Source organism: Gramella sp. AN32, assembly GCF_023718305.1.
Taxonomy (GTDB): Bacteria; Bacteroidota; Bacteroidia; order Flavobacteriales; family Flavobacteriaceae; genus Christiangramia; species Christiangramia antarctica.
On the sequence record NZ_QEYO01000001.1, the window covers coordinates 199908 to 215797 of the forward strand.

A 15890-nucleotide genomic window follows, 5' to 3' on the forward strand; every position below is an offset into this window, starting at 1 on the left:
TTTAAAAACCAGCATCGTCACCCTGAACTGGTTTCAGGGTCTATAATACGTAACCAAAATATATGTCAATAGTAGCGTAGTCAAGAATATTGTCAGCCTGAGCGGAGTCGAAGGCCTTATTCCAAAAACTATCGCACTAATTTTTTATATTTAATTCGTTTCGGCATTAAATCACCGCCCAGTCGTTTTTGTTTACTCTCCTCGTATTCAGAAAAACTTCCTTCAAAGAAATAAACCTGGGAATCGCCTTCAAAAGCAAGTATATGGGTACAAACCCTATCCAGGAACCAACGGTCGTGGGAAATAATCACCCCGCAGCCGGCGAAATTTTCCAAACCTTCTTCTAAAGCACGAAGTGTATTTACATCCAGGTCGTTGGTAGGCTCATCCAGAAGCAGGACATTACCTTCTTCTTTTAAGGTCATGGCCAAATGTAACCTGTTTCGCTCACCCCCGGAAAGCATATTCACTTTCTTGTTTTGCTCACTTCCGCTGAAATTGAATCGGCTCAAATAAGCCCTGGAATTTACCTGTCTCCCGCCCATCATGATCAATTCCTGCTCATCGCTAAAGTTTTGCCAGATGGTTTTTTCAGGATCAATATTGGAATGACTTTGATCTACGTAAGATATTTTCGCAGTTTCCCCAACCTCGAAGCTACCTTTATCCGGCTCTTCTTCATTCATGATCATCTTAAAAATGGTGGTCTTACCGGCACCATTCGGTCCAATAATCCCAACAATTCCTGCCTGTGGCAATTTGAAATTTAAATCTTCATATAATAATTTATCCCCAAAAGCCTTGCTAACCCCTTTAGCTTCGATCACATTCGTTCCCAGTCTTGGACCATTTGGTATATAGATCTCCAGCTTTTCGTCCATTTGCTTTTGATCCTGGCTCATTAATTTATCATAATTATTCAAACGTGCTTTTTGTTTCGCTTGTCTTCCTTTGGGATTCATTCTCGACCATTCCAACTCTCGCTCCAAAGTTTTTTGGCGTTTGCTCGCCTGTTTTTGTTCCTGGGCAAGTCTTTTTGATTTTTGATCTAACCAGGAGGAATAATTCCCTTTCCATGGAATTCCTTCCCCTCTATCCAGTTCAAGGATCCAACCTGCAACATTATCTAAGAAATACCTATCGTGGGTTACGGCAATTACAGTTCCTTTATATTGAGATAAATGATGTTCTAACCAGTGAACAGATTCGGCATCCAGGTGGTTCGTAGGCTCATCCAGCAACAATACATCAGGCTCCTGCAGCAATAACCTACAAAGCGCAACCCGCCTTCTCTCCCCTCCGGAAAGCACCCCAATCTTTTTATCCGGCTCAGGCGTACGCAAGGCATCCATGGCTATTTCAAGCTTGGTATCCAGTTCCCAGGCATTGGTAGCGTCGATCTTATCCTGAAGTTCAGCCTGCTTATCCATAAGCTTTTGCATCTTATCAGCATCTTCATAAACTTCCGGAAGACCAAACATATCATTGATCTTGTTATATTCGTCTAAGATGCCAACAGTTTCAGCAACCCCTTCTTTTACCACATCCAAAACAGTTTTTTCATCATCCAGTTTGGGTTCCTGCTCCAGCATTCCCACGGAATAATTTGGGGAGAAGACCACATTACCCTGGTAATTTTGATCCTTTCCTGCAATGATGCTTAGTAGGGTAGATTTTCCCGAACCATTCAATCCAAGGATTCCAATTTTTGCCCCGTAAAAGAAACTGAGATATATATTTTTAAGAACCGGAGTACCTGTTTTTTGAAAAGACTTGGTCACTCCAGACATCGAAAATATTACTTTATTATCGTCTGCCATTTATATGATTTTTGAATTTATTTAACTGAAGCGCAAATATCCTGAAAATTTCAGAATTTTCAAGAGGAATACTCATTCAATAAACGCCCTAAAATTACCAGCTGTCCAGTGTGGTAGGAATTATGTTCGATGATGAGTAGTATTTCCCTGAAGTAACTGTGCATTTCTGAATTTAAAACCGAAGTACTCAAATCGATTTCAGAATTATTGATAACGTCTTTTAATTCTTTTTGATCTTTAAAATAATCCTCTTTCAATTGTTTCCACTCATCCAGCGATTCAGGACCGGTTTGCTTTGGCCAGTAATCATCAGGCCAGTTTCTATCTTTGTGGATTTCAGAAACAGTATATTCCAGAATATCTTTTTGAGCATAAACCATATGCCAGAAGATCTGGTAAAAAGAATACGGCAAGCCTGAAGGCCTTTTCCCCAGTTTACTAAAAGGCACATTTTCCAGGACTTTATCAATAGAAATAAATGCCTGGCCGCCTTCCAGATGTTTAATTAAAAGATCTCGTTCCCGATTAGAAAATTGCATTATACCCTGCCTTTTAAAGCGTTAAAAACCCAGGAAATTGCAAAAAAACCAATTCCGGCAGTAGAAAATCCTATAGCGTACTCAATATATTTTAAAACCCCGAGTAAAACCAATGCCGCTCCAATAATGAACATCATAAAAGATGCCCACCCAAAAATGGTGTTTTTATTCATTCCCATAAATCCGTGATTAATAACAAATATCGTCTATTTAAATGATTCTTCAATTGGCGTCTTTTTGTATTTTAGCCAAACAGTGATCACACTACTATTCGCAAAAATATTCTTCTAAGAAAGGAATTTTTAATAATTTTTATATCAAAATAATCTATTTTCTATAAAAAGTTCAAAATATATGGATATCAACTTCAATAAAAATGAAGATCATAATAAACTGCTTGCTTCCAGCCTCAAACAAAAATTAGCGAAAGTAAAGTTAGGAGGGGGAGAAAAAAGAATTGCAAAACATCATTCCAAAGGTAAAATGACCGCCAGGGAACGAATTGACTTTCTTTTGGATGATCCCAAAAAAGCTATTGAAATTGGTGCTTTTGCAGGTGATGGCATGTATACAGAGCACGGTGGTTGCCCCAGCGGCGGTGTCGTGGTTAAAATTGGATATGTTTCAGAAAAACAGTGTATCGTGGTAGCTAACGATGCGACCGTAAAAGCAGGTGCATGGTTTCCCATTACTGGAAAAAAAAATCTAAGAGCCCAGGAAATCGCCATAGAAAATAGATTGCCCATTATTTATCTCGTAGATAGCGCAGGAGTTTTTCTCCCAATGCAGGACGAGATCTTTCCGGATAAAGAACACTTCGGAAGGATTTTTAGAAATAACGCGGTAATGAGCAGTATGGGTATTACCCAGATCGCGGCGGTGATGGGAAGTTGTGTTGCCGGGGGTGCCTATTTGCCTATTATGAGCGACGAAGCTTTAATTGTTGAAAATACCGGATCTATTTTTCTTGCCGGAAGTTACCTCGTAAAAGCAGCCATTGGTGAAAGTATCGATAATGAAACTCTGGGCGGTGCCACCACGCATAGTGAAATTAGCGGAGTAACCGATTATAAAGCGAAAGATGATGCAGATGCCCTTACTAAAATCAAAAATATCATGGATAAAATTGGTGATTTTGATAAGGCAGGTTTTAACCGAAAAAAATCTATAAAACCAAAATTTGATGCTGCTGAACTTTATGGGATTCTACCCAAGAAAAGAAGTGATCAATACGATATGCACGAGATCATCAAAAGACTGGTAGATGATTCTGAATTTGAAGAATACAAAGCGGGTTATGGTCAAACTATCCTAACGGGTTACGCTCGTATTGATGGTTGGGCCGTAGGAATTGTAGCCAATCAGCGGAAAATTGTGAAGACCAAAAAAGGAGAAATGCAATTTGGCGGAGTGATCTATTCTGATTCTGCCGATAAGGCCACCCGATTTATTGCAAATTGTAACCAGAAGAAAATTCCACTGGTTTTCATCCAGGACGTTACCGGATTTATGGTGGGTAGTAAAAGTGAACATGGCGGCATTATTAAAGATGGTGCTAAAATGGTGAGCGCAGTAAGCAATTCGGTAGTTCCAAAGTTTACCGTGATTATTGGCAATTCTTACGGAGCAGGGAATTATGCCATGTGCGGAAAAGCCTACGATCCCAGGCTTATTTTCGCCTGGCCCAGCGCAGAACTTGCCGTAATGGGCGGCACTCAGGCCGCTAAGGTTTTAGCTCAAATTGAGACGGCTTCCCTTCAGAAAAAAGGCGAACAAGTAGACGAAAAAAAAGAAAAAGAAGTTTTTGATAAAATCAAGGCCAGATATGATGCGCAGACTTCACCCTACTATGCAGCTGCAAGATTGTGGACAGATGCGATCATTGATCCTATAGATACCAGAAAGTGGCTTTCTATGGGAATTGAGGCTGCAAACCATGCACCCATTGAGAAAGATTTTAATTTAGGGGTTATTCAAACTTAAAAATTCCTCTAACCCCAAGGGAGATAATTTGTTATTACTTCAACTTAAATTTTAACTAATGAAATTAAACCTACTAACTTTTATATTAATAACGACCACACTTAGTTTAAATGCCCAGGTCGTAGGTTTAAATCATACGCATTTCACCCAGGCAGATTCACTTCGAGGCTCTCTAAGACCTGAAAGGACCAATTATGATGTCTTAAAATATCATCTGAAGCTAAAAGTTGAACCCGATAAAAAATTTATTTCAGGTTCTAATACTATTTCTTTTGAAGTTTTAAATGATTTAAGCACGATGCAACTGGATCTTTTTGAGAATATGCAAATCGATTCGATTGTTTATGCTGAAAACCAGCTCGCCTACAAACGGGAATTTAACGCTGTTTTTATCGATTTTCCCGAAGCTTTAAAAGAAGGGCTCAAAGATTCACTTCAGTTTTATTATCATGGGAATCCGCAGGTGGCGAAAAATGCACCCTGGGATGGAGGATTTGTGTGGGAAACCGATGAAGATGGAAACCCCTGGGTGGGTGTTGCCGTACAGGGAACCGGGGCAAGTTTGTGGTATCCAAATAAAGACCACCAAAGCGATGAACCGGAGGAAGCGCAAATCGATATTGCAGTTCCAAACGGTTTAATGAATGTTTCCAATGGTAGATTGGTTGGTGAAAAAGATTTAGGTAATGGTTTTACCGAGTGGCAATGGAAAGTGGTAAACCCTATCAATAATTACAATATTATGCTCAATATCGCTAATTATGAGCATTTTTCAGATACCTATAATGATCTCACCCTGGATTATTATGTCCTGCCCTACAATCTTGAAAAAGCAAAACAACAATTTGAGGAAGTTAAGGATATGATGGCTTGTTTTTATGAAAAAATGGGTCCGTATCCCTTTGAAGAAGATGGCTATAAACTGGTAGAAACCCCTTATTTGGGAATGGAGCACCAGTCTGCCGTGGCTTATGGAAACAAATATCAAAAGGGTTATTTAGGCCGTGATCTTTCCGGTACCGGGATTGGTTTGCGTTGGGATTTTATCATTATTCATGAATCTGGTCATGAGTGGTATGGAAACAGTATAACCGCTAATGACATTGCCGATATGTGGATCCACGAAGGTTTTACCAGTTATACTGAATCCATTTTTATTGAATGCCAGTGGGGAAAAGAAGACGCGCTGGCTTACCTCAAAGGAATTCGAAATAACATAGGAAATAAGACAAAAATCATTGGAGAATATGGTGTAAATGCTGAAGGTTCCAGCGATATGTATTCTAAAGGTGCCAATCTATTAAATACCATTCGAAGTATTTACAACGACGATGAACTTTGGTGGAATACTTTAAGGGATTATACCAAAACTTTTAGACATCAAACCATCGATTCTAAACAGATGGAAGATTTCTTTGATGCGGCTACAGAGGTTGATCTAAAACCTGTTTTCGAGCAATATCTTCGGAAAACCGCTCTTCCAATTTTGGAACTAAAAGCCGCTGATGATGCTGTACTTTATAGATGGCAAGCTGATGTAAAGGACTTTAAAATGCCTGTAGATGTTTTCGTAGATGAAGAAGAAATTCGGCTCAACGCGACTTCAGCATGGCAAAAACTGGAAGATGCTGAAGTTGATGAAATTGAATTAAATTCTTTGGAATTTTATGTGGAGGTGAAAAAGGAAGCTAATCAATAAGAATTAGATTTCTTTGTCTTCCGTTTACATAGCGAAATCCATCCTCTCCATAAAACCCGGCTTCTTCCAGCATAATTCTTATACTTTTATTCCATTGGGGAATTTTAACCTCGGTATTTAATTCGATGGCGTAAACAGTATTTTTATATAGTGGATAATCCCCGGTTCCCGGAACTCCATCCTGTTGATCCCACATACCAATGGTTGCCCCGGCAGAATGCCCGTATAAGCCTAAAGGATGCGTATAAATACTGGCTTTTAACCCGGCATTTTCAGCCTGATCTAAACTGGTTTTTAAGATCTCATTTCCGCTAAGTCCTTCTTCAAAATTTGAAGTCAGGATATCCTGAAGATCGTTTCCTTTTTTAAATGCGCTCACTAAAAATTCCGGAGCAGCGGTTTCACCTTTCTTTAAAACATAAGCCATTTGCTGACAATCGGTATTCAATCTCAAATATGTAATTCCAAAGTCACAATGTAAAAGATCGCCTTCCTGAATGAGCTTACTCCCGTTCTCATCTGAAAATGCGGTAATATGATCTACCAAAGCCTCTTCATTACGCTGAATATCTACCGTTGGATGGAACCAGGTTTCCAGTCCCATATTGGTCACTTTTTGCCTAAGCCACCAAACCAAATCATCTGTGGTGGTTACTCCCGGCTTGATCACTTCAGCACTAAAAGCTTCTGCAATGATATCATGGGTGATTTCCACCAAAGTGCTATACAGGATCATTTCCCGAAAGGTTCGGGTTTCGATCCAGCCCACCGCAAGGTCTTCCGCAGAAACTATTCTTTCTTTAAATTTTTCCGGTAAATTTGCCATAAAATCTTCATGATCGGTTTTTACGATTCCATCGGCGATTCCGAAGTGATTTGAATAATTCAGGCCAATTTTTTGAGGATCCCTTTCAGAAATAATATCCATCAAGGCTTTCCATTGATCGGGTTGTTCTTCTTTATTCCAGGCTGAAGTAATATTTTCCCCAATATTGTACCTCGCAATTGCCAGTTTTTCTACAGAGTCATTTTCCTTAATGCGATTAAATACCAGAATGGTTCTGCGTCGTGCATGTAACCAGGTAGAAGGCAGCATGGTTTTTAGAACAGGATCTTCATTATATTCCCGGCTTATTAAAATCCACATATCGATCCCACTGCGGTCCATCAACCCCGGAAGCACCTGGTCAAAACGTTCGGCCAGCACCTCATCGATGACCTTTGACCTTTCACGTTCAGGCAAAACCTGGGAATGCCCCACACCGAAAAAGAGCATAAAGGCTAGAATTATAATTTTCTTCATAAAATATTTAGGATTAGCTCACGCGGCTTCGAATTGTATTGTCCCGGTGAATTTTACCATTGGGGGTTTCTTCAAACTTCCTTATAAGATAAATCTTTTTTGGTTGCTCGTACTTACCGAGTCCTTTAAGATTAGAGATATTTTCTTCCAATTGACTTAATCTTTCTTCTGAAAAATCCTCTTCTACAAACAATACCAGCTTCTCACCCAATGCATCATCTTTCATGGAACTTATAAAAAACCGGTTGTCAAGGATTTTATTCAGTTTTCGTTCTATTTGTTCAGGGAATAATTTCACCCCGCCAGAGTTGATCACATTGTCAAATCTACCTTTCCAAAAGAACTTTTTATACGTTACAATTTCCACCATATCATTGGTGATAATGACTTCATCTAAAATATTAGGGGCTTTTACAACCAAACATCCACGATCATCCTGGGAAATATTAATATTCGGCATTAATTTAAAAGGCCTCTTTGTATTTTTCTTTTTCTTCGGATTCAAGCGTTTCGCCGCAATATGACTGCAGGTTTCGGTCATTCCATACGTTTCATAAATCACACTTTCAGAATCGGCAACCATTTTCTTCAATTTAGGAGAAACCGTTCCGCCTCCTATGATCAGTTTTTTTATAAGGTGAAGCCTGGCGATACTATTATCTAATTGAAAAGGCGTCATCGCAGAAAAATCATAAACCTTAAAAATTTGATCCAGTGGATTTGATGTAGGAGGCACTAAATCGAGTTGCCAGCCTAAAACCATGGCCCTAACCAGCATCATCTTACCGGAAATATATTCTGAAGGCAGGCAATGCAAAGCCGTGCTGTTCTCTTCCAGCTTGAAAAATTTCGCGGTCGCTTTTGCGGAATGCACCATGTGCATTTTATACAATTTGATCTTTTTCGCCGCGCCTGTAGACCCGGAAGTATGTGCAAAAATATAGGCTTGAGGCTTTAACCAGTCCAAAAGAAAATTACCAACTTTCTCCTCATAAGGCTCGCCTTCTTCAATAAAATGTTTGGCAACCTGTCGCAATTCTGAATTAGAATAATGACGCTTGTTTAACCTGAAATTAGGATGGGTTTCCGGAATTTGAAATTTGTATGGCATGGGTCAAAACCAAAGTTAATTGATTACAAACAAATTAAAGTTAACAAATAGATATGAACTATTTAAAATTCTTCGGAAACTTTCAATTCTGCAGGTTCCTCAACTTTGCCGAATAATCTTTCTTTCCAATTATTCCATTTGTATTTTTTCGCAAAAATGAACAAGAAAATAGGATAAATAACGAGTACAGGAAGTAATATATCAAGGCCGGCAGTGGGTTCTGAAATATCTTTGAAAATGGAATAAGTTTGGAACGCGGTCCAGTCTGCAGTGACAAGCAATGCGGTTATTAAATTGTTCGCGGCGTGAAAGCCTAAAGCGAGTTCAATCCCCTCATCCATTAAAGCGAGAATACCAAGCATGAACCCGGTGCCTATATAATAGACCATGATGATATTTCCCATTTTCTCCACTTCGGGATTAAAGAAATGCAAACCCCCGAAGATTACAGAAGTTATGATTAAAGGCAACCATTTATTGCGCGCCATCACTCCAATTCCCTGCATTAAATAAGCTCTAAAGAGATATTCTTCACAGCTTGTTTGCAACGGAATAAAGATCACCGCAATCACCAATAAGATCAAAAATGGGATGGGCTGGAAATTGAGTACATAATCCTGGGGATTCATAAAATAATCGGCTAAGGTCAGGACGAGGAGAACACATCCTACCAATATAAAAGCAAACCAAAACCTGCTCCAGTCAATTTTTGGTCTGCTGGTAGTCAAGGCTCTAATTGGCTGGTTATGTAAAAACCGGGCAACTCCCAAAATGAAAACCAGGCCTACCGCAAAAACGAGCAACATAAGAAAAAGAGAGAGGTTTGGGTCTAATTGCGCCAGCATTTCGCTTTCATCCATATTTGCCAATTCCTTTAGATCTATGGAAAAGAAAAGAGCTGCGGTGATAGGAATTTGCCCTAGCATAACACCCATAAAAATGATTGCGGAACCTAAAAGATATCTCCAGAATTCATGCTTGTACTTAAAAACCTGACTTATAAACATTTATTTACTATAGATTAAAGTTCCATTCTTTCGATGGATCATATTTAAATTTTCCACGTTCTACTTCTAACGGAGATTCAAAATTATTGGTATACAAGCCTCCCGTGCCTAATCCCTGGGGCAATTTGGGATTTAAAGTATATGTCCATTGGGAGATGGCATTTAATCCCACATTACTCTCCAAAGCACTGGTAATCCACCAATCCACCTTATTATTTTCGCAAATTTCTAACCATTCCCTAGTGCCGCGAAAACCACCAATTAAGCTGGGTTTAAAAATTGCATATTGAGGTTGTATTATTAGTATAAGTTCCTCCTTTTCTGTTACAGAGGTAATGCCAATCAATTCTTCATCTAAAGCTATGGGCAAGGGCGTTTGAAGACAGAGTTTCCGCATTGCTTCCACCTGGCCCTGTTTGATGGGTTGCTCGATACTGTGAAGTTTGTATTTGGAAAGCTTTTCCAATTTCTGTAAAGCTTCAGTAGGTTTAAAAGCTCCATTGGCATCAACCCGAATTTCAATTTCTTCTTCGGAAAATTTAGTCCGTATTTGTTTGAGCAATTCAAGTTCAGCAGTAAAATCTATTGCCCCAATTTTCAGTTTTATACAGGAAAACCCGGCTTTAATTTTTTCTGAAATTTGCTTTTTCATGAAGTCTGGTTCTCCCATCCAAACCAAACCATTGATCTCCATTCCAGACTTTCCCTTAGTAAATTCCGAAGGAAATAATAAAAATGGGTTTTCAGATTCCAGACTTTTAAAAGCCATTTCCACCCCAAACTGGATACTTGGAAATTCTTTTAAATTTTCCCAAAGCTCTTTTTCGCCCAACGAGATATGATCACAGACCCATTTCAGCTTTTCCTCATAATCTGTACGATCATCATAGCTCAAACCCCGTAGAATTCCGCATTCCCCAATACCTTTGCGATTTTTATCAAAAATCTGAAGAAGCCAGGTTTCTTTTTCAGTAAGGACGCCCCGGGAAGTTCCGCTGGGGCGTTTAAATTTTAAATTATACTTATGATATGTTGCGTGCATTATAATTCTATAGACTCACCTATTTCTAGAAGCATAAGATCTTTTCCTTTTTCATAAAATTTTCTTTTTGCCTCCTCATGGTCAATTTCAATATAACCAAAAGTATCATAGTGACAACCCAGAATTTTATCGCATTCGATAAAGTTTGCTGCGATGATGGCATCTTCAATACCCATGGTAAAGTTATCCCCAATAGGCAATACGGCAAGATCAAGTTTTATACGCATAGGGATTAATTTCATATCGAAAGTAAGCGCTGTATCGCCGGCGATATAAATATTTTTATGCTCCCCCTCGATCACAAATCCCCCGGGTTGCCCGCCGTAAGCACCATCTGGAAAGGAACTGGTGTGAATTGCATTTACGTACTTCACTTTCCCGAATTCAAATTCCCAGCTTCCACCGTGGTTCATGGGATGAACCTCGAAACCTTTGGCTTCATAGTGACTGGCAATTTCAAAATTACTAACGATCACTGCTTCCGTATTTCTGGCAATGGCTTCTACATCCAAAATATGATCCCGGTGCGCATGGGTTAACAGGATATAATCTGCCTTTACATCTTTAATGTCAACTTTATCTTTTGCTTTATCGTTCCCCGTAATAAATGGATCAACAATAATATTTATATCTTCAATTTTTAACCCCAGGCTACTATGACCGTAAAATGTAATTTTCATAACAATTCGTTTTTGGTTTTTTAATTTAAGAAATCCACCCTAAACCTGAGATTTTGAGCTCTATATAATTTTGTTAAACTCAAGCTAAAAATTAAAGAAGGATACCCACCGCAAAAAGAATGGAAATAAAAAAAGTGGAAAGCGCCACCACTTTTAATTCCGGATCCAGTTCTTTTGGATCTTCGTTCTTTACCACTCTAAAAATATGAATGATAAGCGGGATAAAACCGAAAATATAAAGGAAATCATTCAATTCACGGGATACCATTGCTGAAAAAATAAGCAGAAAAAACAAAGCACCTACCACCAACAGGTAGTGATATGTTTTGGCCTTTTCTTTCCCCAATTTTACCACGAGAGTGATCTTCCCTGCATTTTTATCAGATTTTCGATCCCGCATGTTGTTAATATTCAGCACTGCGGCACTAAGCAGCCCGATGGCGGTGGCTGGCAGCAAATTAATCCACGCGTGATCCTGTTGATATAAGTAATAAGAACCATAGACAGCTACCCACCCGAAAAAAATAAAAACGAAAATATCACCCATTCCCCTATAGCCATACGCTGTATTTCCAACAGTATATTTTATGGCTGCTGCAATAGAGACAAGTCCTAAGATGAAAAAGAAAACGGAGGCAATAATATTCTTTGAACCAAAAGAGGCATAGATCAATAGCATGGCCATGATGAGAGTGGCGATCACGGTGATAACAATTGCCCAGAGCATTTCCTTGCGTGTGATCAACCCACTTTGCAAAGCTCTTTGTGGCCCAACCCTTTCATGATTATCGGTTCCTTTGATCCCATCGCCATAATCATTAGCGAAATTTGATAAAATTTGAAGACCTAAGGTTGTTCCCAACGCCAGAGTGAATATAGAAAAATTAAAATTCCCGGCCTTTGCCGCCAAAGCACTTCCCACGAAAATACCTGAAATCGAAAGAGGAAGTGTACGAAGCCTTGCCGCACTGACCCAGGTTGAAATTCTTCTCATCAATGCATAATTTTAACCAGAAGTTCTTTTAAAAGATCTCCTTGTGAAATATTGGCTCCCACGCCTTTGCTTTTTACATCGGTTTGTTGAATCAAACTTATCACCTGGCTTACTTTCTTCATGGGATAATTTCGCGCAGCAATTACATAATCATTTACAAAGTAAGGATTTATCCCCAGTCTTTTTGCGACCACAGCTTTAGATTTATCTGGTAAACCGTGGTACTGGAGTATCTGTGAGAAATAAGAGAACAAGAGGGAGACTGTGACTACAATGGGGTTGTCCTTCGGATTTTGTGCGAAATAATTAATGATACGATGTGCTTTTAAAGAATCCCGCGTGCCAATGGCATTTCGTAACTCGAAATTGTTGAAATCTTTACTTATCCCAATATTTTCTTCAATACTCTCAGGAGTAATGGTGGAACTTTGGGGGAATATGAGTTGTAATTTTTGCAGTTCATTATCGATTTTCCCTAGATCTGCTCCCAGATATTCCACCAACATTTGCGATGCTTTGGGAGAAATACTGTATCCCCGGCTTTTTAAAGTTTTAATGATCCAGTCCCCCACCTGATTTTCGTAAAGTCGCTTTCCTTCAAATAAAACTCCTTTTTTGGCAATGAGTTTTCCCAGTTTTTTGCGTTTATCTAATTTTTTGTATTTATAACAAATAACCAGAACCGTGGTAAGCTGGGGGTTCTCAACATAAGCAGCTAATTTTTCAATAGTCCTGGAAAGGTCCTGGGCTTCTTTTACGATCACCACTTGCCGTTCGGCCATCATTGGATATCGCTTGGCATGGCCCACAATATCATCTATCGTTACATCCCGGCCATACACGGTCATTTGGTTAAAACCGCGCTCTTCTTCAGTTAAAATAGTACTGGATATAAATTCAGAAATTTTATCGATATAATAGGGTTCTTCACCCATAAGAAAATAGATAGGATGAATTTGCCCTTTTTGAATATCAGTAACAATCTTTTTGGCTTCGTCCATAAAGGATTTTTGTGGAAACTAAGGTCAAAGTAAACCAATTGTATTCGGTTTTCGCTAACAAGCTTAAACTTCTTATTTTTGACCTATGCAAAAACTGAATTTCCCTGCTTATTCGTTTCGCTTCAAAAATAATCAAAATAAAATAGCCATTTTTGATGACCTTCGGAAAAAGTTTGTCATTCTAACTCCAGAAGAATGGGTGCGGCAACATTGCGTTCAGTTTTTAAAAAATGAAAAAAATTACCCGAAGTCTTTGATCAACGTGGAGAAACAATTAAAGCTGGGAGATCTTACCAAAAGATATGATATCGTGGTTTTTGAACCGGAAGGCAATGTAAACCTCATCGTAGAATGTAAAGCGCCAAAGGTTAAGATTACCCAGCACACCTTCGACCAGATCGCCCGTTATAATTCTACGCTCAAGGCAAACTTTTTAATGATCACCAATGGGATCGAACATTTCTTTTGTAAAATGGATTTTGAAGCTGAAACGTATATTTTTCTAAAAGATCTTCCTGAATTTAATCGATAAATGGATATAGCGGTACTCATCTTGAACTGGAATGGAAAGGAATTATTAAAACAATTCCTGCCCTCCGTGGTAAAATATTCTGAACAGGCTGCCCTTTATGTAATCGATAACGATTCTACTGATGGTTCTGTTTCCTTTCTAAAGCAACACTATCCTGAAATTAAAATAATTAAGCATGCCGAAAATCTCGGCTACGCAGGTGGCTATAATCAGGCCTTGAAAAGAATTCCTGAAAATATTTCGGTATTATTGAATAGCGATGTGGAAGTAACCGAAAATTGGTTGAAACCATTTTTAAGTATTTTTGAAAAATTTGAAAATGTAGCAGCAATTCAGCCTAAGATCCTCGATTACAGAAGGAAGGACTATTTTGAATATGCCGGTGCTGCTGGGGGTTTTATCGATAAATTTGGCTATCCTTATTGCCGCGGAAGAATTTTTGAATCACTTGAAAAAGATGTAGGACAGTATGACCAGGAAATTCCAGTTTTCTGGGCAAGTGGTGCCTGCCTCGTGATTAGAACTGAAATTTTTAATAAATATGGCGGACTGGATGAAGATTTTTTTGCACATCAGGAAGAGATCGACCTATGCTGGAGGCTGCACAATAAAGGTTACACTATTAAATTCACACCAAAATCTAAGGTATACCATGTTGGCGGCGCCACGCTTCAACAACTGAATCCTAAAAAAACCTTCTTCAATTATCGCAACAGCCTTTATATGTTATTAAAGAACCTTCCCATAAAAGATTTATATATTATCCTTTTTGCAAGGATGATTTTAGATGGTGTTGCTGCGGTGAAATTTCTTTTTGAAGGAAAGCTGAATCACATTTCCGCCATATTCAAAGCGCACCTTAGTTTTTATAGAAATTTTTCAGTTATGAAAAGAAAAAGAAAAGTTTTAGAGAATTCAGAAAAATATTACAATGCGACTTCCGTTGTATATGCACATTTTATTAAAAGAAAATCGAAATTTGACCAAATATAATCGTTTTCAGAAAGTAATGTTAAAATCGCTTTCGGACTCGTAATTTTTTTGATATTTTTGATCGATCTAACAAATTTAAATTATTAAGAAACCTATTATGAAAAAAATCATGCTTTTGATGGCATCTACAGCCATTTTGCTTTCTTCATGTGTTTCACAGAAAAAATACAATGAACTGGAAACCAAACAAAGAGAAACTCAGGACCAACTTAATTCTGCCACCGTTAAACTGAATGCCTGTCTTGAAGACAAGGAGAGAATGACGGGAGATATTTCCAGGCTTAATAACACAAATGCTGCGTTATTAAATAATGTTGGGGATTTAGCTACGCTTTCTAAAAAGGAAGCTGAAAACATGGAACGTTCTTTAGAAAGTATCAAGGAAAAAGATCTTGCCATTCGTACCATGCAGGATGCAATCAACAAAAAAGATTCTGTAACACTTGCTTTGGTCACCAGCCTAAAAGGAGCTTTAGGGAACCTAAACGACGAGGATATCGAGATAAATGTTGAAAAAGGGGTAGTATATGTTTCTATTTCAGATAAACTTTTATTCGATAGTGGCCAGTACAATGTTACTGCACGTGCAAAAGAAGTACTTGGTAAAGTTGCCACAGTAGTAAAAAACAAGCCTAACATCGAGTTTATGGTAGAAGGACATACAGATGATAAGCCTATTAGCACTGCAATGTTCCAGGATAACTGGGATCTTAGTGTAAAAAGAGCTACTTCTGTTGTAAGGGTTCTTCAGGATGAGTTTGGTGTTGAGCCAGCTCGTATGACGGCTGCTGGTAGAAGTTACTATGTACCACTTTCCAGCAACGATACGCCTGAGGGCCGTGCTAAAAACAGAAGAACAAGAATCGTTGTACTTCCTAAATTAGATCAATTCTATAGTATGATCGAAGAAGGAATGGAGCAGGCAACGCATGCTGATCAGCAAAATCAGAACTAATTTCTGAAACATTCATATTGAAAACCCCGCAATCGCGGGGTTTTTTATTTTTATAGTTTAAAATATTGATTTTTAATATTTTATATTATTTTAGAAGAGATAGAAAAGTCCCTGTACAGTTAATTCTATCAGAATAGTTGATCGTATCAGCTAATTTTCTAACCTTCCTCAAACTTGCCGTTGTTGAGCATTTAGTAAAAAAAGGGCTCATTTACGAGCCCCAATTTCTTC

At 38.5% G+C, this 15890-nt stretch carries 15 protein-coding genes; 5 read left to right on the forward strand and 10 right to left on the reverse strand.

Annotated elements, in window-relative coordinates; all coding sequences use genetic code 11:
- Window positions 1-128: 128 nt before the first annotated feature.
- The 3 genes from ettA to DHD80_RS00990 are packed head-to-tail and all read right to left on the reverse strand — an operon-like array spanning window position 129 to window position 2538.
- Window positions 129-1820, reverse strand: a complete 1692-nt coding sequence (gene ettA, locus DHD80_RS00980; RefSeq protein ID WP_251739013.1) for an energy-dependent translational throttle protein EttA — start codon at window positions 1818-1820, stop codon at window positions 129-131.
- A gap of 59 nt (window positions 1821-1879) precedes the next feature.
- The gene (locus DHD80_RS00985; RefSeq protein ID WP_251739014.1) at window positions 1880-2359 is read right to left on the reverse strand and encodes a DinB family protein; all 480 of its coding nucleotides are present in this window, start codon (window positions 2357-2359) and stop codon (window positions 1880-1882) included.
- Entirely contained in the window at window positions 2359-2538 is a 180-nt protein-coding gene (locus DHD80_RS00990) for a CAL67264 family membrane protein (protein ID WP_251739015.1), read from the reverse strand. Before DHD80_RS00990 ends, DHD80_RS00985 begins: the two co-directional genes overlap by 1 nt.
- Before the next feature lie 175 nt (window positions 2539-2713).
- On the opposite strand from DHD80_RS00990, the gene DHD80_RS00995 reads away from it, so the two are divergent.
- Together DHD80_RS00995 and DHD80_RS01000 are read left to right on the forward strand one after the other, a co-directional pair.
- A complete protein-coding gene (locus DHD80_RS00995; protein WP_251739016.1) occupies window positions 2714-4342 on the forward strand; it encodes a carboxyl transferase domain-containing protein in 1629 nt (542 codons plus the stop codon).
- Window positions 4343-4400: 58 nt separating this feature from the next.
- Window positions 4401-6041: a M1 family metallopeptidase gene (locus tag DHD80_RS01000; RefSeq protein WP_251739017.1), complete on the forward strand. Its 1641-nt coding sequence runs from the start codon at window positions 4401-4403 to the stop codon at window positions 6039-6041.
- Here DHD80_RS01000 and DHD80_RS01005 read toward each other — a convergent pair.
- From DHD80_RS01005 to holA, 7 genes are all read right to left on the reverse strand, one after another.
- The gene (locus DHD80_RS01005) at window positions 6031-7344 is read right to left on the reverse strand and encodes a M24 family metallopeptidase (protein WP_251739018.1); all 1314 of its coding nucleotides are present in this window, start codon (window positions 7342-7344) and stop codon (window positions 6031-6033) included. The two genes, DHD80_RS01000 and DHD80_RS01005, sit on opposite strands and share 11 nt — an antisense overlap.
- A gap of 13 nt (window positions 7345-7357) precedes the next feature.
- Window positions 7358-8455 carry an AMP-binding protein gene (locus DHD80_RS01010; protein WP_251739019.1) on the reverse strand — a complete coding sequence of 366 codons (1098 nt, stop codon included), beginning with the start codon at window positions 8453-8455 and terminating at the stop codon, window positions 7358-7360.
- A gap of 62 nt (window positions 8456-8517) precedes the next feature.
- Window positions 8518-9462: a type II CAAX endopeptidase family protein gene (locus DHD80_RS01015; RefSeq protein ID WP_251739020.1), complete on the reverse strand. Its 945-nt coding sequence runs from the start codon at window positions 9460-9462 to the stop codon at window positions 8518-8520.
- A gap of 7 nt (window positions 9463-9469) precedes the next feature.
- Window positions 9470-10504 carry an o-succinylbenzoate synthase gene (locus DHD80_RS01020; protein ID WP_251739021.1) on the reverse strand — a complete coding sequence of 345 codons (1035 nt, stop codon included), beginning with the start codon at window positions 10502-10504 and terminating at the stop codon, window positions 9470-9472.
- Complete coding sequence (locus tag DHD80_RS01025) at window positions 10504-11184, reverse strand: metal-dependent hydrolase (RefSeq protein WP_251739022.1); 681 nt, start codon at window positions 11182-11184, stop codon at window positions 10504-10506. The genes DHD80_RS01020 and DHD80_RS01025 overlap by 1 nt, the downstream gene beginning before the upstream one ends.
- Before the next feature lie 91 nt (window positions 11185-11275).
- Window positions 11276-12178 (reverse strand): 1,4-dihydroxy-2-naphthoate polyprenyltransferase, encoded by a 903-nt coding sequence (locus DHD80_RS01030; RefSeq protein ID WP_251739023.1) that lies wholly within the window; start codon window positions 12176-12178, stop codon window positions 11276-11278.
- A complete protein-coding gene (gene holA / locus DHD80_RS01035) occupies window positions 12178-13179 on the reverse strand; it encodes a DNA polymerase III subunit delta (RefSeq protein WP_251739024.1) in 1002 nt (333 codons plus the stop codon). The genes DHD80_RS01030 and holA overlap by 1 nt, the downstream gene beginning before the upstream one ends.
- An 85-nt stretch (window positions 13180-13264) precedes the next feature.
- Between holA and DHD80_RS01040 the strand changes: the two genes are divergently transcribed.
- The 3 genes from DHD80_RS01040 to DHD80_RS01050 all read left to right on the forward strand — a co-directional run bounded on the left by DHD80_RS01040 (window position 13265) and on the right by DHD80_RS01050 (window position 15659).
- A complete protein-coding gene (locus DHD80_RS01040; protein WP_251739025.1) occupies window positions 13265-13711 on the forward strand; it encodes a type I restriction enzyme HsdR N-terminal domain-containing protein in 447 nt (148 codons plus the stop codon).
- Complete coding sequence (locus DHD80_RS01045; protein ID WP_251739026.1) at window positions 13712-14704, forward strand: glycosyltransferase family 2 protein; 993 nt, start codon at window positions 13712-13714, stop codon at window positions 14702-14704.
- A 97-nt stretch (window positions 14705-14801) separates the two neighbouring features.
- On the forward strand, window positions 14802-15659 hold the full coding sequence (locus tag DHD80_RS01050) for an OmpA family protein (RefSeq protein ID WP_251739027.1): 858 nt from the start codon (window positions 14802-14804) through the stop codon (window positions 15657-15659).
- Window positions 15660-15890: the final 231 nt, after the last annotated feature.